The 19,139-nt window shown below is 71.0% G+C and carries 15 protein-coding genes; 5 read left to right on the top strand and 10 right to left on the bottom strand.

Annotated elements, in window-relative coordinates; all coding sequences use genetic code 11:
• Window positions 1-33: 33 nt before the first annotated feature.
• Window positions 34-531, bottom strand: a complete 498-nt coding sequence (locus tag IWX63_RS03320) for a DUF2505 domain-containing protein (protein ID WP_199276715.1) — start codon at window positions 529-531, stop codon at window positions 34-36.
• A 247-nt stretch (window positions 532-778) separates the two neighbouring features.
• Here IWX63_RS03320 and mfd point away from each other — a divergent pair, with 247 nt between their 5' ends.
• Complete coding sequence (gene mfd, locus IWX63_RS03315; protein WP_199276714.1) at window positions 779-4,381, top strand: transcription-repair coupling factor; 3,603 nt, start codon at window positions 779-781, stop codon at window positions 4,379-4,381.
• A gap of 49 nt (window positions 4,382-4,430) precedes the next feature.
• Here the strand turns inward: mfd and IWX63_RS03310 are convergent, their stop codons facing one another.
• From IWX63_RS03310 to IWX63_RS03290, 5 genes are all read right to left on the bottom strand, one after another.
• Window positions 4,431-4,901 (bottom strand): DUF6069 family protein, encoded by a 471-nt coding sequence (locus IWX63_RS03310; RefSeq protein ID WP_199276713.1) that lies wholly within the window; start codon window positions 4,899-4,901, stop codon window positions 4,431-4,433.
• 209 nt (window positions 4,902-5,110) lie between these two features.
• Window positions 5,111-5,398 (bottom strand): hypothetical protein, encoded by a 288-nt coding sequence (locus tag IWX63_RS03305; protein ID WP_199276712.1) that lies wholly within the window; start codon window positions 5,396-5,398, stop codon window positions 5,111-5,113.
• A 72-nt stretch (window positions 5,399-5,470) separates the two neighbouring features.
• Window positions 5,471-6,151 (bottom strand): deoxyribose-phosphate aldolase, encoded by a 681-nt coding sequence (gene deoC, locus IWX63_RS03300; RefSeq protein WP_199276711.1) that lies wholly within the window; start codon window positions 6,149-6,151, stop codon window positions 5,471-5,473.
• Between the two features lie 53 nt (window positions 6,152-6,204).
• The gene (locus IWX63_RS03295; RefSeq protein ID WP_199276710.1) at window positions 6,205-7,950 is read right to left on the bottom strand and encodes a phospho-sugar mutase; all 1,746 of its coding nucleotides are present in this window, start codon (window positions 7,948-7,950) and stop codon (window positions 6,205-6,207) included.
• An 85-nt stretch (window positions 7,951-8,035) separates the two neighbouring features.
• Window positions 8,036-8,836 (bottom strand): purine-nucleoside phosphorylase, encoded by an 801-nt coding sequence (locus tag IWX63_RS03290; protein ID WP_199276709.1) that lies wholly within the window; start codon window positions 8,834-8,836, stop codon window positions 8,036-8,038.
• Window positions 8,837-8,892: 56 nt separating this feature from the next.
• On the opposite strand from IWX63_RS03290, the gene IWX63_RS03285 reads away from it, so the two are divergent.
• The 4 genes from IWX63_RS03285 to IWX63_RS03270 all read left to right on the top strand — a co-directional run bounded on the left by IWX63_RS03285 (window position 8,893) and on the right by IWX63_RS03270 (window position 14,287).
• Complete coding sequence (locus IWX63_RS03285; protein WP_199276708.1) at window positions 8,893-10,293, top strand: NAD(P)H-quinone dehydrogenase; 1,401 nt, start codon at window positions 8,893-8,895, stop codon at window positions 10,291-10,293.
• A gap of 170 nt (window positions 10,294-10,463) precedes the next feature.
• On the top strand, window positions 10,464-11,876 hold the full coding sequence (locus IWX63_RS03280; protein ID WP_199276707.1) for an MFS transporter: 1,413 nt from the start codon (window positions 10,464-10,466) through the stop codon (window positions 11,874-11,876).
• Between the two features lie 312 nt (window positions 11,877-12,188).
• A complete protein-coding gene (locus IWX63_RS03275; RefSeq protein ID WP_199276706.1) occupies window positions 12,189-13,496 on the top strand; it encodes a serine/threonine-protein kinase in 1,308 nt (435 codons plus the stop codon).
• Window positions 13,493-14,287, top strand: coding sequence for a hypothetical protein (locus IWX63_RS03270; protein ID WP_199276962.1), 795 nt, complete (start codon window positions 13,493-13,495; stop codon window positions 14,285-14,287). The genes IWX63_RS03275 and IWX63_RS03270 overlap by 4 nt, the downstream gene beginning before the upstream one ends.
• A gap of 31 nt (window positions 14,288-14,318) precedes the next feature.
• Here IWX63_RS03270 and IWX63_RS03265 read toward each other — a convergent pair whose 3' ends face one another.
• The 4 genes from IWX63_RS03265 to IWX63_RS03250 all read right to left on the bottom strand — a co-directional run bounded on the left by IWX63_RS03265 (window position 14,319) and on the right by IWX63_RS03250 (window position 19,123).
• Window positions 14,319-16,166 (bottom strand): acetyl/propionyl/methylcrotonyl-CoA carboxylase subunit alpha, encoded by a 1,848-nt coding sequence (locus tag IWX63_RS03265; RefSeq protein ID WP_199276705.1) that lies wholly within the window; start codon window positions 16,164-16,166, stop codon window positions 14,319-14,321.
• Window positions 16,167-16,274: 108 nt separating this feature from the next.
• Complete coding sequence (locus tag IWX63_RS03260; protein WP_199276704.1) at window positions 16,275-16,907, bottom strand: Maf family protein; 633 nt, start codon at window positions 16,905-16,907, stop codon at window positions 16,275-16,277.
• Between the two features lie 59 nt (window positions 16,908-16,966).
• Window positions 16,967-17,515, bottom strand: a complete 549-nt coding sequence (locus tag IWX63_RS03255; RefSeq protein ID WP_199276934.1) for an AMIN-like domain-containing (lipo)protein — start codon at window positions 17,513-17,515, stop codon at window positions 16,967-16,969.
• 177 nt (window positions 17,516-17,692) lie between these two features.
• Window positions 17,693-19,123: a dicarboxylate/amino acid:cation symporter gene (locus IWX63_RS03250; RefSeq protein ID WP_199276703.1), complete on the bottom strand. Its 1,431-nt coding sequence runs from the start codon at window positions 19,121-19,123 to the stop codon at window positions 17,693-17,695.
• Window positions 19,124-19,139: the final 16 nt, after the last annotated feature.

The following is a 19,139-nucleotide window of genomic DNA, read 5'->3' as shown; positions in this document are numbered from 1 at the left end:
TCGAGGGGGAGGGGCGGGGGGACGTCGCCGCGGTCAGCGGCTCTCGAGCCACTTCCGCGCCTGGACGGCCTGGACGTTCAGCGCCTTGCCGATCATCGGCTCGGCGGCGCCGGCGATCTTGCCCCCGAGGAACGGGATGGACGAGGTGACGTTCCCCTGCAGGTCGACGACGGTGTCCGTGCCCTGGGTGATCAGGCGCTGGACGGCGGCGACGTTCAGCGGGACGCCCGCGACGGTCATCTCGAGCTTCGCCTCGCGTGAGCCGTCCGCGGAGGGCGCACCCCACTGCTCCGTCTGCGTGACGGAGAGGGTCTCGCCGACGAACTTGCGGGCCATGTCGGGGAGCCGGTCGGTGGGCATGGTGCGGACGGCCGTGAGGGTGAAGGGACCGGAGGTGTCGCCGTCGACCGTGAGGGACTCGAGGGTGCCGCCGACGTACTCGCTCATGTGGCGCACGAACGCCTCGTCCGTGAAGACGCCGAGCACCGTCCCGGTGTCGTAGGGGAGCGTGGTGGACGCGTTCAATGCCATGGTTCCTCCGAAGGATGCACAGGTGGGTGCCGCGAGGCGGCAGGGCAGGGGCCTCCCGCAATCCTACGGCCTGGCCTCCGCCGGTGTGCCGTCGATTACAAGCCGGCGACAACCCCCGGGGAGCGTCGGTGGGGGTTGGTAGTGTGGGGATATCCCCGGGAATGCTTCATGTTTCCGGGCTTTCGTGCTGTCTCCGCCCTGTTTCTCACCCGCTGTTCTTCACCCGTTGCCCGAGGAGTCCCACCAGATGAGCCTGAACGGATTGCGCGCAGCGCTCGCCGAGGATGCGTCCTACGGGCGCGTGCGGACCAACGCTTCACGCCCGGTCGGGGAGCGCAGCGCGGACCTGCAGATCGGCGCACCAGCCGGGATGCGGGCACCGCTGATCGCCGAGATGGTCGACGGCCTCGACGCCGTCCCGGTCGTCCCGGGAGATGCGGGAAGCGCCGTGCCGGTGGTCGTGGCGATCACCGCGACGGGCCGGGAGGCGGAGGACCTGGCGGCGGCGCTGCGCAGCTACCTGCCGGAGAGCGCCATCGAGGAGTTCCCCAGCTGGGAGACACTGCCGCACGAGCGCCTGTCACCGCGCTCCGACACCGTGGGCCGGCGCCTGTCGGTGCTGCGCCGGCTCGCGCACCCCGAGGGGAACCCGGTGCGCGTCATCACCGCCCCCATCCGCGCCGTCGTGCAACCGCTCGTCGCCGGGCTCGGCGACCTCGAGCCCGTGGCACTGAAGGTCGGCGACGAGGTGGCCTTCTCCGACGTCGTCCGGGCCCTCTCCGACGCCGCGTACGCGCGGGTGGACATGGTCACGCACCGCGGGGAGTTCGCCGTCCGCGGCGGCATCATCGACGTCTTCCCGCCCACAGAGGACCACCCGGTGCGCGTCGACTTCTTCGGCGACGAGGTGGACCAGATGCGATGGTTCGCCGTCGCGGACCAGCGGTCCCTCACCTCGGGCGAACCGCCCACCGCCCTGTACGCCCCGCCCTGCCGCGAGATCCTCATCACCCCGTCCGTGATGTCCCGGGCCGCGAAGCTGCAGTCCGAGCTCCCGGCCGCCGCGTCCATGCTGGAGAAGATCGCCGGCGGGATCGCCGTCGAGGGTATGGAGTCCCTCGCACCCGTCCTCGTCGACGCGATGGTCCCGTTCATGGGTGAACTGCCGCCCGGCTCGATCGCCGTCGTCCTCGAGCCGGAGAAGGTCCGCACGCGGGCGCACGACCTCTCGGCCACGAACGAGGAGTTCCTCGCCGCCGCGTGGTCCACGGCGTCCGACGGCGGTGCCGCACCGCTGGACCTCGGCGGAGCGCTGGGCACCGACCTGCAGGAGGCGAGCTTCAGGTCGCTCACCGACACCCGGGCGACGGCGCTCGCCCACTCGGTCGCCTGGTGGGGCATCACGTCCTTCGGGGCCGACGAGGAGCTGACCGACGTCGACAGCTTCACGCTGCACGCCCGCGAGCCGCGCGGCTACCAGGGCGACGTCGCCGAGATGATGGATTTCATCGGCGGGCGTGTCCGCGACCAGTGGCGCGTCGTCGTCGCCACGGAGGGCCCGGGCCCGGCGCAGCGCCTCGCCGAACTCTTCCATGACAACGACATCCCGACGAGCCGCGTCGACTCCCTCGAGGCGGCCCCGCAGCCGGGCATCATCGAGATCACGACGGCGTGCGCGGGCCGCGGCTTCGTGGTGGACGGGCTCAAGCTGGGCCTGCTCACCGAGGCCGACCTCCTCGGGCGCACGAGCGCCTCGGGGACGCGCGACATGCGCAAAATGCCCTCGCGGCGCCGCAACGCCGTCGACCCCCTGCAGCTCAAGGAGGGCGACTTCGTGGTCCACGAGCAGCACGGCGTCGCGAAGTTCGTGGAGCTGCTGCAGCGCTCCACCGGCGCGGGGCCCACCCGGACCACGCGCGAGTACCTCGTGCTCGAGTACGCGCCGTCCAAGCGCGGGGCTCCCGGGGACCGCCTGTTCGTGCCCACCGACCAGCTCGACCAGGTGACCCGCTACGTGGGCGGGGACGCCCCGGCGCTGAGCAGGATGGGCGGCTCCGACTGGAGCAAGACGAAGAACCAGGCCCGCAAGGCCGTCAAGGAGATCGCCGGCGAGCTCATCCGCCTCTACTCCGCCCGCATGGCGTCCCGGGGGTACGCCTTCGGCCCCGACACGCCGTGGCAGCGCGAACTCGAGGAGGCGTTCCCGTACGTCGAGACGCCCGATCAGCTGACCACGATCAACGAGGTCAAGGCGGACATGGAGCGCGAGGTCCCCATGGACCGGCTCGTCTCCGGGGACGTCGGCTACGGCAAGACCGAGATCGCCGTCCGTGCCGCGTTCAAGGCCGTGCAGGACGGCAAGCAGGTCGCCGTGCTCGTGCCGACCACGCTGCTGGTCCAGCAGCACTTCGAGACCTTCTCGGAGCGGTTCTCCGGCTTCCCGGTGCGCGTCCGTGCGCTCTCGCGGTTCCAGACGGCCAAGGAGTCGCGCGAGACGGCGGCGGGCCTGGCCTCGGGCGCGGTCGACGTCGTCATCGGCACGCACCGCTTGCTGTCGAAGGAGATCGCGTTCAAGGACCTCGGGCTCGTGATCGTGGACGAGGAACAGCGCTTCGGCGTCGAACACAAGGAGGCGCTGAAGAAGATGCGCACCAACGTGGACGTCCTGGCGATGAGCGCCACCCCGATCCCACGGACGCTCGAGATGTCCCTCACCGGCATCCGCGAGACCTCCACGCTCGCGACGCCCCCGGAGGAACGCCACCCCGTCCTCACCTACGTGGGCCCGTATACCCACAAGCAGGCGTCGGCCGCCATCCGGCGCGAACTGATGCGCGAGGGCCAGGTGTTCTTCGTGCACAACCGCGTCTCGTCGATCGACCGCACCGCGGCCCAGCTCAGGGAGCTCGTGCCCGAGGCGCGCATAGCCGTGGCGCACGGCCAGATGACGGAGTCCCGGCTCGAGCAGATCATCGTGGACTTCTGGGAGAAGCGGTTCGACGTCCTCGTCTGCACCACGATCATCGAGACGGGCCTGGACATCTCCAACGCCAACACCCTGATCGTGGACCGCGCCGACTCCTACGGTCTGTCCCAGCTGCACCAGCTCCGCGGCCGGGTGGGCCGAGGGCGCGAACGCGCCTACGCCTACTTCCTGTACCCGTCGGAGAAGCCGCTCGGCGAGGTGGCCCTCGAGCGGCTCAAGGCGGTCGCGTCACACAACGAACTGGGCGCGGGCATGCAGCTGGCCATGAAGGACCTCGAGATCCGAGGTGCCGGCAACATGCTGGGCGGCGAGCAGTCCGGGCACATCCAGGGCGTCGGGTTCGACCTCTACATCCGCCTGGTCGGCGAGGCCGTCGCGAACTTCCGGGGCGAGGCCGAGGAGAAGACGGCGGAGATGAAGATCGAGCTGCCGATCAACGCGCACCTGCCGCACGACTACGTGCCGGGGGAGCGCCTCCGCCTCGAGGCCTACCGGAAGCTGGCCTCCGCCGTCACCGACGAGGCGATCGACGCCGTCGTCGCCGAGCTGAAGGACCGCTACGGGGAGCCGCCGGCGGCCGTGGAGAACCTCATCTCCGTGGCACGCTTCCGGGTGTCCGCCCGGGCCCTCGGCCTCACGGACGTGGCGCTGCAGGGGAACTTCATCAAGTTCGCCCCGGCCGAGCTGCCGGAATCCAAGCAGATGCGCCTGATGCGGATGTATCCCGGCGCCGCCGTGAAGCCCGCAATGAACGCCGTGCTGGTCCCGAAGCCGAAGACCGCGAGGATCGGCGGGCGGGACCTCGTGGACGCCGAGATCCTGGACTGGGCGAGGAACGTGCTCGACGCGGTGTTCACCCCGTAGCGTGCCCCCGGACCGGGACCAACCCCGGACCCGGACCCGCCCCGTGCGGTCAGCCGCGTGTCCCGCTCTGCCGGTGGGCCGCCCTGGTCTTCTCCGCCGGTGCGCCGAGCTGTCCGGCGCCGAGTCGGCGGAGTGCCAGCACGGTCACCGGCACGAGGGCCACGTGGCAGAGGGCCAGTGCGATCGTGCTCGGCCCGTCGAAGTCGGCGGGCAGTGTCAGGGCGAAGATCGTGCCGATCTCGAGGATCGGGGCGACGATCAGGGCGACGGTGACCACCCCCGGCCACCAGCGGCGCGTCACGGCGACGACCGTGAGGCCGAGTGCGAGCGGGATGATCGTGAACGCGACGACGACGACGGCGGCCACGGTGGCCGGTCCCGCCGGTGAGGTGAACGCGTAGGACGCTCCCGCCAGTCCGCCGAGGAAGAAGATGGCGAGGTTCACGACGACGGCCACGACGACGGCGGTGGCGATGACCCGGGCGGGCGCTGGAGCAGGTGAGGCTGTCGTTCCGGACATTCTTCCGTTCCTTTCTCATGCTCCCCGGAACTGTTCCGGGGAGTGGAGTAGGCAGCGGGACCGTCCAGCCGGCGCTCCCACGCCGATCCATGCGGTCCACTGTGCACCGATAGCGGGGCGGGATCAAGGGGTGGCAGGAAGAGGGAAGGCCGCCCCCGGGGGGACGGCCTTCTCGTGGGACGGGCGGACGCGGGTCTGCGCCCTCGTCGTCAGGAGCTGACGCCGGCGGAGGTTTCCTTCTCGTCGGTCCGGTTGCCCTCGGCGAGGTTGTACCCGGTGTCGGCGCGGCCCATGATCCCCTGCGGGATGAAGAACGCGAGGAACGAGAGGACCAGGATGGCCAACATCGGCCAGACGGTGTCGAGGGTCAGCCAGTTGAGCAGGTAGATGCCCAGCAGGAAGGCGCCCATGATGAGCACGAACACCACGATGTTCCCGACGAGGTGGCCTTCGCCGGCGTGCGCAGGCTGACGCTCCGGGCTGAGGTCGTGTGACATTGGTTCTCCTTGGATGCGTTCGTCGTGTTCGTGCTGGGGCTGTGTGCTGCGGGTGCGGGACCTGCGGTCGCGTCAGTAGCCGGCCGCGCCCTGTTCACCCTTAACGATAGCGACTCCTGAGCTGGCCCCGATACGCGTTGCCCCGGCGTCGATCATGGCGCGCGCATCCTCCAGGGACCGCACCCCGCCGGAGGCCTTCACGCCGAGGTCCGGGCCCACCGTCTTCCGCATGAGGGCGATGTCCTCGACCGTGGCGCCGCCGCCGTTGAAGCCGGTGGACGTCTTCACGAAGTCGGCGCCTGCCTCGACGGCGGCCTCGCAGGCAAGCACCTTCTGCTCGTCCGTGAGCAGGGAGGTCTCGATGATGACCTTGAGGACGGCGCCGTGCTCGTGGACCGCCTCGGCGACCGCGAGGATGTCCTGCACCAGGAGTTCCCGGTCGCCCGCGCGTGCGGCCGCGATGTTGATGACCATGTCGATCTCGTCGGCCCCGTCGGCCACGGCGCCCTGCGCCTCGAAGACCTTGACCTCGGTGGTCGTGGCGCCGAGGGGGAACCCGATGACGGAACAGGTGAGGACACCGGTGTCCTTCACCGCCGTGCGCACGGTGCTGACCCAGACCGGGTTCACGCAGACGGACTTGAACGAGTACTCGACCGCCTCGCGGCATACCGTGAGGATCTGCTCACGGCTCGCCTCGGGCTTCAGGAGGGTGTGGTCGATGTAGGAGGCGAGGGATACGTCGTTAGGCATGCTCCCATCCTTCCATGTCGGTGCCGTCCAGCCGGCCGCCAGGGGCACAGACATCAGAGGCCGAGGGCCCCGGCGACGTCGCGCTTGACGGCCTCGAGGCGCTCGCGGGCGACTTCCTTGGCCTCGCCGAGCCCGGCGGCGGACCCGACGGGTTCCACCACCTCCAGGTAGCACTTGAGTTTGGGCTCCGTGCCGCTGGGCCGGATGATGACCCGCGTCCGGTCCTCCGTGAGGTACAGGAGCCCGTCCGTGGGCGGCAGGTGCGCGGAGCCCTCGGCGAGGTCCTCGGCGACGCTCACGGGCGAGTGGGCGAACGACGACGGCGGGTTCTCCCGCAGCCTGCCCATCATGGCCCCGAGCAGGCCGAGGCTCTCGACGCGGACCGAGAGCTGGTCCGCGGCGTGCAGTCCGTGCACGAGGTACGCGTCGTCGAGCAGATCGAAGAGGGTGCGGCCGGCGGCCTTCGTCGCCGCGGCGAGCTCGGCGAGCAGCAGTCCGGCGGAGATGCCGTCCTTGTCCCGCACCAGGTCGGGGGCCACGCAGTAGCCGAGGGCCTCCTCGTAGCCGAAGGAGAGGTCGTGGACGCGGGCGATCCATTTGAAGCCGGTCAGGGTCTGCACGTGGTCGACGCCGGAGCCCGCGGCGATCCTGCCGAGCAGCCGTGAGGAGACGATCGAGTTCGCGAAGACCGCGGGCCGGGGAGCGCCGGCAGTCTCTCCGGCGGCGGCCTCACCGGTGCCGAGGCGGGCGGCGAGGTGCAGCCCGAGCAGGGTCCCGACCTCGTCGCCGCGCAGCATGCGCCACGCACCGGTCGAAGGTTCGCGTGCCGCGAGTGCCACGCGGTCGGCGTCGGGATCGTTCGCGATCACGAGATCCGCGTCGACCTGCGCCGCGGTCTCCAGGGCGAGGTCCAGGGCGCCGGGTTCCTCCGGATTGGGGAACGCGACCGTGGGGAAGTCGGGGTCCGGCTCGGCCTGGCGCTCGACGACGGTGACATCGCCGAACCCGGCGGTCGCCAGCACGGCCCGCGCGGTGCGGCCGCCGACCCCGTGCAGGGGGGTGAGGACGATCTTCAGGTCGCGGTCGGTCAGGGCGGGATCGGCGAGCGCGGAGACCGAGGCCACGTAGTCGGTCTCGATGGCCTCTGGCAGGACCGTCCACCCGGATGCCGCGAGCGAGACGTCCCTGACGGCGGCGATGTGGGTGGCGATCCCGGCGTCGTGCGGGGCCACGATCTGGACGCCGCGGGCGTCCTCCTCGACGGCGCGCCCGCCGAGGTAGACCTTGTACCCGTTGTCCTGCGGCGGGTTGTGGCTCGCGGTGACCATGATGCCCACCTCGCACTCGAGGGCGCGGGTCGCGTAGGCGAGCACCGGCGTCGGCAGCTCGCTGGGCATCAGGAACGTCTCGAGTCCGGCGGCGGTGAGGACGGCCGCGGTCTCCTCGGCGAAGATGCGCGAGTTGTGGCGGGCATCGAACCCGACGACGGCGCGTGGTGCGTAGGCGCCGGCCGCGAGGTCCAGTGCGTGGGCGGCGACGCCCGCCGCGGCCCGGCGGACCACGACGCGGTTCATGCGGTTGGGGCCGGCTCCGAGGGCTGCCCGGAGCCCGGCCGTGCCGAACACGAGCGGACCCGAGAAGCTGTCCCGCAGCTCCTGCTCCGCGACGGCCGCGGTGGAGTCCCCGGACCGGACGTTCCCGGTCAGCGTCCGGAGCTCCTCCGCCGTCCGCGGATCGGGGTCGGCGGACGCCCAGGCGTCGGCGGCGGCGAGGAGCGTGTCCAGGTCGGGGGTGGTCATGCGGGTTCCTTACGTGGATCGGCGGCAGCCCGACGGGCGCCGGTGCTGCAGCGGTGGCGGGATGGCGCCGGGGCGGGAGGGGCGGCTAGACCGTGGCGACGATGTCGGCGAGCAGGCGGGAGATGCGGGGGCCCGCCGCCTGGCCGGCCTCGAGGACCTCGGTGTGGCTGAGCGGGACGGGGCTGATCCCGGCCGCGAGGTTCGTCACGAGGGACAGGCCGAAGACCTCCATGCCGGCGTGCCGGGCCGCGATGGCCTCGAGTGCCGTGGACATGCCCACGAGGTCGGCGCCGATGCGCTTGGCGTACCGGACCTCGGCAGGCGTCTCGTAGTGGGGCCCGGTGAACTGCGCGTACACGCCCTCCTCGAGCGTCGGGTCCACGCGGCGGGCGAGCTCGCGCAGGCGCGGTGAGTACAGGTCCGTGAGGTCCACGAAGGTGGCGCCCTCGAGCGGCGACGACGCCGTCAGATTGATGTGGTCGCTGATCAGCACCGGGGTGCCGGGCTGCCAGTGCTCCTGCAGGCCGCCGCACCCGTTGGTGAGGATCATCGTCGTCGCGCCGGCCGCGGCGGCGGTGCGGACGCCGTGCACCACGGCGCGCACGCCTCGTCCCTCGTAGAAGTGCGTGCGTGCGCCGAGGACCAGCGCGCGCTTGCCGTTGGGCGTGAGGATGGAGCGGATCGTGCCGGTGTGGCCGACGACGGCGGGTGCCGAGAAGCCGGGGATGTCCGCGGCGTCGAGGGTGTGCGTGGTCTCGCCGATGAGCTCGGCGGCCTCCCCCCAGCCGGAGCCGAGGACGAGTGCGGTGTCGTGCCGGTCGATGCCGGTCGCGCGGGCGATGTGGCCGGCAGCGTCGCGGGCCAGGTCAAAAGGATCAGAAGTCACCGCTACAACCTACCCTCTATTTCCCGCGCGTCAGTGGCATGGGCGATGATGGGACGGTGACCAACCAACTCGACTTCAGTTCACTGCGCCTCGCGATCCTGGGCGGGGGACCCGGCGGCTACGAGGCGGCGCTGGTCGCGGCGTCGCTCGGCGCGAACGTCACGATCGTCGAGCGCCAGGGGCTCGGCGGCTCGGCGGTCCTCACGGACGTCGTACCGTCCAAGACCCTCATCGCGACGGCGGACACGATGACGCGCTTCACCGACGCGAGCGGGCTCGGCGTCCGGTTCTCCGAGGACAGCAAGGTCTACGCCGACCTGGACAAGGTCAACCAGCGGCTCCTGAAGCTCGCCGTCGAGCAGTCCTCCGACATCCGCGCCACCCTGGAACGCCTCGGCGTGCGCGTGATCATCGGCACCGGCAAGCTGCTCGACAACCACCGCCTCGAGGTCCACTCGGGGGGCAGGACGAGCATCGTCGAGGCCGACGCCGTGCTCCTCGCCGTCGGTGCCACGCCGCGCGAACTGCCGACCGCCATGCCCGACGGCGAACGCATCTTCAACTGGACCCAGCTGTACAACCTCCGGGAGATCCCGGACCACCTGATCGTCGTCGGCTCGGGCGTCACCGGAGCCGAGTTCGCCAGCGCCTACAACGGGCTCGGCTCGAAGGTCACCCTGATCTCGAGTCGCGACCGCGTGCTGCCGGGCGAGGACGCCGACGCCGCCGAGGTCCTCGAGGGCGTGTTCAAGGACCGCGGCATGACCGTGCTGTCCAAGTCCCGGGCCGACGCGGTCGACCGCACGGACGACGGCGTCAGGGTGCACCTCGCGGACGGCCGGACGGTCGAGGGCAGCCACTGCCTCGTCGCTGTCGGCGCCGTCCCCAACACGGTCGGCATCGGCCTCGAGGACGCCGGGGTGGCCGTCAACGAATCCGGGCACATCACGGTGGACGGCGTCTCCCGGACCACGGCGCCCAACGTGTACGCCGCCGGTGACTGCACCGGTGTCTTCGCACTCGCCTCGGTGGCCGCGATGCAGGGCCGGATCGCCATCGCCCACCTCATGGGCGACTCCGTGAGCCCGATCAAGCTCAAGCAGGTCGCCTCGAACATCTTCACCTCCCCGGAGATCGCCACCGTGGGCGTGACGGAGGAGGACATCGAGTCCGGGCGGTACCAGGGGGACATCGTCAAGCTCTCCCTGCACACCAACGCGCGCGCCAAGATGATGAACGTCAAGGACGGCTTCGTGAAGGTGATCTCCCGGAAGGGCTCCGGCACGGTGATCGGGGGCGTCGTCGTCGGCCCCCGCGCGTCCGAGCTGATCTTCCCGCTGGCGCTCGCGGTGACGAAGAAGCTGCACGTGGACGACGTCGCCAACACGTTCACCGTGTATCCGTCGCTGACGGGGTCCATCTCCGAAGCGGCACGCCGCCTGCACGTGCACACCTGACCCGCGGAGAGGCGCCGGAAGCCCGGTTCCCGATGTCCACATGGTGGACAGGCTTATCCACCTGATGGACGCTGGTGGTCAGATGTTGGCATTCATCTGTTGCACGGACGCCGTGCTGCGGCGGCCCCCGTGCCCCGCGGCCACGGCTCGTTTTGAGAAAGCCGACACCAATGACCTCCTCCACTGCCGCCAGTGCCGGCGGAACCACCAAGCCGCTGAACTCCCGGGGCAAGGTGATCTTCGCCAGCCTCATCGGAACGACGATCGAGTTCTACGACTTCTACATCTATGCCACGGCCGCGGTGCTGGTGTTCCCTGCCCTGTTCTTCCCGAACCAGACCTCCGCGAACCAGCTGCTCAGCTCGTTCGCCGTCTTCGGCGTCGCGTTCGTCGCCCGGCCCCTGGGCTCCGTCGTCTTCGGACACTTCGGCGACAAGATCGGGCGCAAGGCCACCCTCGTGGCGTCGCTGCTCACCATGGGCATCGCGACGTTCCTGATCGGGCTGCTGCCGGCGGCGACGAACGACGGCTGGGTACTCCTGGCCCCGCTGCTGCTCGTGGTGCTGCGCTTCCTCCAGGGCCTCGCGCTCGGCGGGGAGTGGAGCGGAGCGGCCCTGCTGGCCACCGAGAACGCACCCGAGGGCAAGCGGGCCGTCTACGGGACGTTCCCGCAGCTCGGCGCTCCGATCGGCTTCATCCTGGCCAACCTCCTGTTCGTCCTGCTGAGCACCGTCCTGACGCCCGAGGAGTTCCTCGAGTGGGGCTGGCGCGTGCCGTTCCTGCTCAGCGCGGTCATGGTGATCATCGGCCTCTACGTCCGACTCAAGCTGATCGAGAGCGCGTCCTTCCAGAAGGTCCAGAGCGAGGGCAAGGTAGTCAAGGTGCCGCTCGGCACCACGTTCCGCCTGCACTGGCGGGCCCTGATCCTCGGCACGTTCATCATGTTCGCGACCTACGTGCTCTTCTACTTCATGACCGCCTTCACCCTGACGTACGGGACCTCGCCGTCGAGCGTCGAGCAGGCGCGGGCCCGGGCGGAAGCGACCGGCAAGGAGTTCACCGACGCGCAGGCCGCGGCGTTCGTGCCGGGCCTGGGCATGGACCGTACCGACTTCCTCTGGATGCTGATCATCGGCGTCGTGTTCTTCGGCATCTTCACGCTCGTGTCCGGTCCGCTGGCCGAGCGCTTCGGCCGGCGCAAGATGCTCCTCGCGACCACCGTGGGCATCGCTGTCTTCGGGCTCCTGTGGGCTCCGCTGTTCGGCGCCGGAACGATCGGCGCCATGGCACTGCTGATCATCGGATTCATCCTCATGGGACTCACCTTCGGCCCCATGGCCGCCGTGCTGCCCGAGCTCTTCCCCGCCAACGTCCGTTACACGGGCTCGGCGGTCGCCTACAACGTGTCGAGCATGATCGGTGCCGCACCGGCCTCCTTCATCGCCGTGGCGCTGTGGCAGGCTGCGGACGGAAGCACCGTGCTGGTGGGCGCCTACCTGAGCGTGGCCGCCGTCGCCACCTTCATCGCGCTCTGGTTCTCGCGGGAGACCCGGGACAACGACTACGAGAACAACGTCGCCTGATCCGCAGGCTCCCCGAGCCCGTCCGACGGCGCCGCACCCACCCGGGTGCGGCGCCGTCGTCGTTCCGGATGCGCCTCTGCCCGGATGCGGCGCCGGCGTCGTGCACGGCATCGCGGGTGCGGAGGTCCGGATCGGCGGCACGTCCCGCCGCGACACGCATCCTGTCGACCAGACGCGAGCACGAGGAGATCACTTGCCCCACGGCCCGGGGCGCCCCGTACACTGAAGGAAAGTCGGCTTATCAAATTCCCGGGACCCGCGCCGATCGCGCACGCCCGGAAGCCACACAGCGGGGTATCGGAAGCGGGTGGCATGGAGAAGCAGGCACTGGCCGGGCGGTACGCCCTCGGGAAGCGTGTCGGCACCGGCGGGATGGCGGACGTCTTCTCGGCCCGGGACACGAGGCTCGAGCGGGACGTCGCCGTCAAACTCTTCCGTCCGGGCATCGCCGACTGCCTCGAACGGGGATCCGCGGAGGCGCGGATGCTCGCCGGCCTGGACCACCCCGGCCTGGTCCGCGTCCTCGACATGGACAGCGGCGACGACACCGGGGGCAACGCCTATCTGGTCATGGAACTCGTCGACGGACCGGACCTGGGTGTGCTGCTGCGGACCGGCGGCCCGCTCGACCAGGACCACGTCCGGCTCCTGGCACTCGACCTGGCCCGGACGCTCCAGTACATCCACGGTCGAGGCATCGTGCACCGCGACCTGAAACCCTCGAACGTCCTGACACGGCAGGCGGACGCGGACAGCGGCGTCTTCCGGTTCCTGCTCACCGACTTCGGGATCGCCCGGTTCTTCGACGGCAGCCGGATGACCGCCACGGGGCAGGTGATCGGCAGCGCCGCCTACTTCAGCCCCGAACAGACGCGGGGCGACGGCGTGGGTCAGCCCTCGGACATCTACTCGCTCGGCCTCGTGCTGATCGAGGCCCTGACGGGGGAGCGCGCCTTCCCCGGAACCGGTGTCGAGAGCGCACTCGCACGCCTGCACCGGAGTCCGTCCGTCCCGCATGCGGCCGGCCCCGCGCTGTCGGCACTCCTGGTCGCCATGACGCTCGACGAGCCGGCCGACCGTCCCGACGCCGCCCGCGTGGTCCGGGCCCTGATGGCCATGGGGCCGCAGCACGGCCACGGGAACGCAGCAAAAACGGTCGTGCTGTCCGCTGACGCATCACCGACGACCACGATGCCCTCACACGTCGCCGCGCCGCGCACGACAGCCTGGGACCCGCAGGCGTCCGCCACGGCCGCTTCGGGGAGCGCGGTCACTCGGACAGCGGTTCCGGGGAGCGCGACTGCTGCCACTGCCGCGGCGCGTCCCGCCGAGCCTCGCACCATCGCTCCGGGTAGGTCGGATGCTGCTCCCCGTCCGGCGGAGAACCCCCCGGCAGTCGCGCCGCGCCGGCCGGCGTCCCCTGCCCGTCCCTCCGGACGCCGTCGGCATGTCCTGCCCTGGCTGGTCACGCTGCTCGTTATCGGGCTCCTCGCGGCCGCGCTGTGGGCCTTCACCACCACGACCGCCCGGGACTCGGGGGCCGAGGTCGAACCCCTGCCGGCGGTACCCGGCGAGACAGGCGAGAAATTGCAGGAACTCTACGACAGCGTGCAGCGATGAGGGCGCTTCGCAGGCAGGTGCTGCCTCTGCTGATCGGTGCGGCGCTCCTCCTCTCGGGGTGCACCGACGACGCTATGGACGCCGGTGCGGCCGGGGACTTCCAGGCCGAGGTCCGTGCCATCGCCACGACGGCTGCCGCCGGTGACGCCGACGGAGCCATCGTCCTGGCCCAGCGGCTGAGGGATGACGTGGACGGAGCCCGGACCGACGGCAGCGTCACCGAGGACCGCGCCGCGCAGATCAGCGCGCGCATCGACGCCCTGATCGCGACGCTCGAGGACGGGCGGGCACCTGCGGATGCGCCGTCGGAGGAGGCGCAGCCGGAAGAGCCGGGCGCTCCGGCCGATCCCGGGCCCGCCGCGCCCGGCGTGATCCCCGCGGAACCGGCGCCCGTCGTCCCTCCCGCACCTGTCACCCCCGCACCTGTCACCCCGGCACCCGAAGCCCCGGCGCCCGACGACGGCGCCGGGCAGAACGGTGACGATGCCGACGGGAACGATGTGCCGGACGATGCCCCGACCGGTGAGGACGGCGCCGCGGACGACGCCGGCACCGGCGAAGGCGGCCCCGGCGAAGGCGACGCTGCCATCGGTGGGGACGGAGCCGGTCAGGACGGCGACACCCCGGCCGAGGACGCGCCCGGGCAGGGCAACGACGGCGACAACGCCTCGGACCGTGCCGGCGAGCAGCAGCGGAAGGCCGCCGAAGAGGCCGCCCAGAAGGCCCGGAAGGACGCCGAGAAGCGGGCGGAACAGGCGGCCAGGAAGCCCCCGGCCGAGAAGGAGAAGTAGTCCCGGTCGGCAGGGCCGGCGCCCGTGACCGCTAGTCGCGGATGGTGGCGATGACGGAACCGGCGGACACGGTGTCGCCGGGCTTCGCCGCCAGGCCGGACAGCCTTCCCGACTTGTGCGCCGTGAGCGGCTGTTCCATCTTCATGGCCTCGAGCACCACGATCAGATCGCCTTCCGCCACCCTGTCGCCGTCGGACACCGCGACCTTCACGATGGTGCCCTGCATGGGGGATGTCAGTTCGTCGCCGCTGACCGCGGTCTTGCCGGCCCGGGCGCGTGAGGACTTCTTGGTCTTCGCCGGTGCGGCCGCCTTGCCGTTCGACGTCGTGCCGAACCACGCGGGCAGCACTACTTCGAGGCGGCGCCCGCCGACCTCCACGGTGACGCGCTGGCGCGTGTCGTCGTCCGCGGCGGGATCGGCCGGTCCCTGCCACGGCTCGATGGTGTTGTCGAACTCCGTCTCGATCCAGCGCGTGTGCACCGAGAAGGGGCCGTCCGCGGGTGCGAACGCGGGGTCCGCGACGACGGCGGCGTGGAACGGCAGGACGGTCGGCATGCCCTCGATGACCATCTCCCTGAGGGCGCGGCGTGCGCGCTGCAGGGCCTGGTCGCGGGTTGCGCCACTGACGATCAGCTTGGCGAGCATCGAGTCGAAGTTGCCGCCGATCACCTCGCCGGCCTCGACACCGGAGTCCACGCGGATGCCCGGCCCGGTGGGGAGGGTGAGGGTCTGCACGGTGCCCGGTGCGGGCATGAAGCCGCGGCCGGCGTCCTCGCCGTTGATGCGGAACTCGAACGCATGTCCGCGGACCTCGGGGTCCCCGTACCCGAGTTCCTCGCCGCGGGCGATGCGGAACTGCTCTCGCACGAGGTCGAGGCCCGTGACCTCCTCGGAGACCGGGTGCTCCACCTGGAGCCGGGTGTTCACCTCGAGGAAGGAGATGGTGCCGTCCTGCCCCACGAGGAACTCGCAGGTGCCGGCGCCCTGGTACGCCGCCTCCCGCAGGATGGCCTTGGAGGCCTCGTAGAGCTGGGTGTTCTGCGCGGCGGAGAGGAACGGTGCGGGTGCTTCCTCCACGAGCTTCTGGTTGCGGCGCTGCAGGGAGCAGTCGCGCGTGGAGACGACGACGACGTTCCCGTGGGCGTCCGCGAGGCACTGGGTCTCGACATGGCGCGGGGCGTCGAGGAAGCGCTCCACGAAGCACTCCCCGCGACCGAAGGCCGCCGTCGCCTCGCGCACCGCGGAGTCGAACAGTTCGGGGATCTCCTCATGGCTGCGGACCACCTTGATGCCGCGTCCGCCACCGCCGAATGCCGCCTTGATCGCGATCGGCAGCCCGAATTCGTGGGCGAAGTCGATGACCTCCTGCACCGACTCGACCGGGTCCCTGGTGCCCGGGACCAGCGGCGCCCCGACCCGCTGCGCGATGTGCCGCGCCTGCACCTTGTCGCCGAGCTGCGCGATCGAGTGAGGGGAGGGCCCGATCCAGGTGATGCCGGCGTCGAGGACCCGCTGAGCGAACTCGGCGTTCTCCGACAGGAAACCGTAGCCGGGGTGGATGGCGTCGGCCCCGCTGCGCTCCGCGGCCTCCAGGATGCGGTCCATCACCAGGTAGGACTCCGCGGCGGTCTCCCCGCCGAGCGCGAACGCCTCGTCGGCCATCCGGACGTGCAGGGCGTCGCGGTCAGGCTCCGCGTACACCGCGACCGATGCGATCCCCTCGTCACGGGCCGCGCGGATGACCCTGACGGCGATCTCCCCGCGGTTGGCGACCAGGACCTTCGTCACCGGGCGGTGCTGCCCGCGACCGGAGTCGGAGTCGGCGCTGTGACCGCCGGCTGAGGTGGACTCGGACGGGCTGAGGCGGGACTGGCTCATGGGTGTTCGGACTCCTTCTTCTCTCGTGGGAGCCTAGCCCGGTTTGGTGGCTTCCGCCCATGGATCGTGCCGAAGGGGAGTGTTGTGCGGCGATCCTTTGTAGGGAACCTACAACGAGGTCACGGGCGCCCAGAGATCGGTCACGGAGACACCGGCCGCGTGCAGGAGGGCCCGCAGCGTGGAGATGCTGAGCCCGACGACGGCGTGCGGGTCTCCGTCGACCCGCTCGATGAAGGCGCCGCCCAGTCCGTCGATGGTGAAGGAGCCGGCGCAGTGCAGGGGCTCGCCGCTGGCCACGTACGCCTCGACCTCGGCGTCGGACATCTGGCCGAAGTGGACGGTCGCCGAGGAGACCGCCCCCAGGGTGGCGCCGGATCCGCCGGTCCGCGTGTCCACGAGCCAGTGGCCCGTGTGCAGGACGCCGGAGCGTCCGCGCATGCGGCTGATGCGTTCGATCGCCACGGCGGCTTCGTAGGGTTTGCCGTGCGCCTCGCCGTCGAACTCGAACACCGAGTCGCACCCGAGGACGAGGGCGTCGTCCGCCTCCGCGAGGGCCGCGACGGCCTCGGCCTTCGCGCGCCCCAACAGCAGCGACGTGTCGTGCGCGTCGAGGTCGCCGTAGGATGCGACGACGGCCGGCTCGTCGACAGAGGAGACGAGCACCGAGTGCCGGATGCCGGCGTCGTCGAGGAGTCTGGTGCGGGCAGGGGACTTCGACGCGAGGATCAGGCGGAGGGTCATGGACCAAGCCTAGGGGTCTCCGGTCGCGTCACCGTCCGGGGGCGTGACCGGCAGGGTGCTCACCAGCGGTGGGCGACATCGATCACCACCCTCGATCCGGCACCGGGTCCCGGCACCACGAAGGCCCGCATGGGTAGGCGTGCCCGGACGCCGAGCCCGAAGCTCGTGAGTCCTTCGAAGCTTCCGCCGTAGGCGATCTGGCGGAAGGTGGTGTAGCCCGCGACGTTCACGAGCTCGTTGGTGTCGGCGGGTCGATAGGTGGGGCGTCCGGCCTGGTTGTAGGCCGGAGCGTTCACCGTCACGGACAGGCGCGCGCCGCCCCGGAGCGGGATCGACAGGCCGGACGCGATGCCGGTGAAATCGTCGACGTACTGGACGGTGTACCCGGCCGTACGCCTCCGCAGATCGACGACCATCCGGTCGAAGCACGCATGCCGGCCCGCGCGGACGTCGGTGATGGGCGCCGGACGGAGTGTGGTGGAGGCGGTCTTCGCCGTCGAGCCCCACGTGATGTCGCAGTATGCGGCGGATGCCGGAGGTCCTCCCGCGAGGCCGAGGCCTGCGGTGAGGGCGAGGGCGGCGAGTGTGGCGGAGAGCTTCCCCGTCATGCGCTTCTTCTTCATGGCGCACCACCTGGTCGAACTGGATAGGGAGGTCAATCGTCCTCCGGTACCCGGTGGAAAGCGCCGTCGCCGCCCTGAACGGCGCCGAATCGTTAGCCGGGACGCGCAACGGCCCGCTCCCGGGCGGATGCCGGGGCGGGCCGTCGATCCAGCGGGCGTGTCCTAGCGGGTCGCGGTGGCCGTGATGCCGTCGTTGGCGGCACCGCCGGCTGCGTGGGCCGCGTCGGCCGTGTCGGCGGTTTCGCTGTCATCGGCGAACGGGTCACCGGTGCGCTGCGCGTTGTAGAGATCGAGGTCCAGCAGGCCCTCGCGCCGGGCGACGATGGTCGGCACCAGCGCCTGGCCCGCCACGTTGACGGCGGTGCGTCCCATGTCGAGGATCGGATCGACGGCGAGGAGCAGGCCGACGCCGGCCAGGGGGAGTCCCAGCGTGGAGAGCGTGAGCGTCAGCATGACGACGGCGCCGGTGGTCCCGGCGGTCGCCGCGGAGCCGAGCACGGAGACGAGCGCGATCAGCAGGTACTGGGTGAGGCTGAGGTCGATCCCGAAGAACTGGGCCACGAAGATCGCGGCGATCGCCGGGTAGATGGCCGCGCAGCCGTCCATCTTCGTCGTCGCGCCCAGGGGCACGGCGAACGAGGCGTAGCCGCGGGGCACGCCGAGGTTCCGTTCGGTGACGCGCTGCGTGAGCGGCAGGGTACCCACCGAGGAGCGCGAGACGAAGGCCAGCTGGATGGCCGGCCAGGCGCCCGAGAAGTACTGCCGGACCGAGAGGCCGTGCGCCTTGATCAGCACCGGGTACACCGCGAACAGCACGAGGGCGAGGCCCACGTAGATGGCCAGCGTGAACTTGCCGAGCGAGCCGATGGTGTCCCAGCCGTAGACGGCGACGGCGTTGCCGATGAGGCCGACCGTGCCGAGCGGGGCGATCCGGATGATCCACCAGAGGACCTTCTGGATGACGGCCAGGGCCGAGGCGTTGACGGCGAGGAACGGTTCGGCCTGCTTGCCCACCTTGAGGGCGGCGATGCCGACGGCGACGGCGACCACGAGGACCTGCAGCACGTTGAAGTTCAGGGCCGTGCTGACGGCTCCGGACTCGGCGACGGCGGAGGACGCCTGGAGGCCGAGGAAGTTGGCGGGGATGAGTCCGGTCAGGAAGGCCCACCAGCTGCCGGTGTTGCCCGTGTACTCGGCGGGCTGCGTCGCGTCCGTCCCGGCGCCGGGCTGGAAGAGGACGCCGAGGCCGATACCGATGACCACGGCGATCAGGGCGGTGATGGCGAACCACAGGAGGGTCTGTCCGGCGAGCCGGGCGGCGTTGGTGACGGCGCGGAGGTTCGCGATGGAGCTCACCACCGCGGTGAAGATCAGGGGGACGACGGCGGCGCGCAGCAGGGCCACGTAGCTGGAGCCGAGGGTGGCAAGCGTGGTGCCGAGACCGGTGGGCGTCTCCGGGGTGTGCCCCGTGTACTTGGCGATGAGGCCGAGGGCCAGCCCGACGACCAGGGCGGCGATGATCTGCGGTCCGAAGGAGGTCGCCCAGCGGGGCAGCCTTCGCCGGGCGGGCGGGGAGCTGGTTTCAGTAGACACGCCCGAAACTCTAGGG

Source organism: Arthrobacter sp. CAN_A2 (assembly GCF_015752045.1).
In the GTDB taxonomy this organism is placed as follows: domain Bacteria; phylum Actinomycetota; class Actinomycetes; order Actinomycetales; family Micrococcaceae; genus Arthrobacter_D.
Note: the sequence above shows the minus strand (reverse complement) of the source record. Positions and strands in the feature narration are given on the sequence as shown.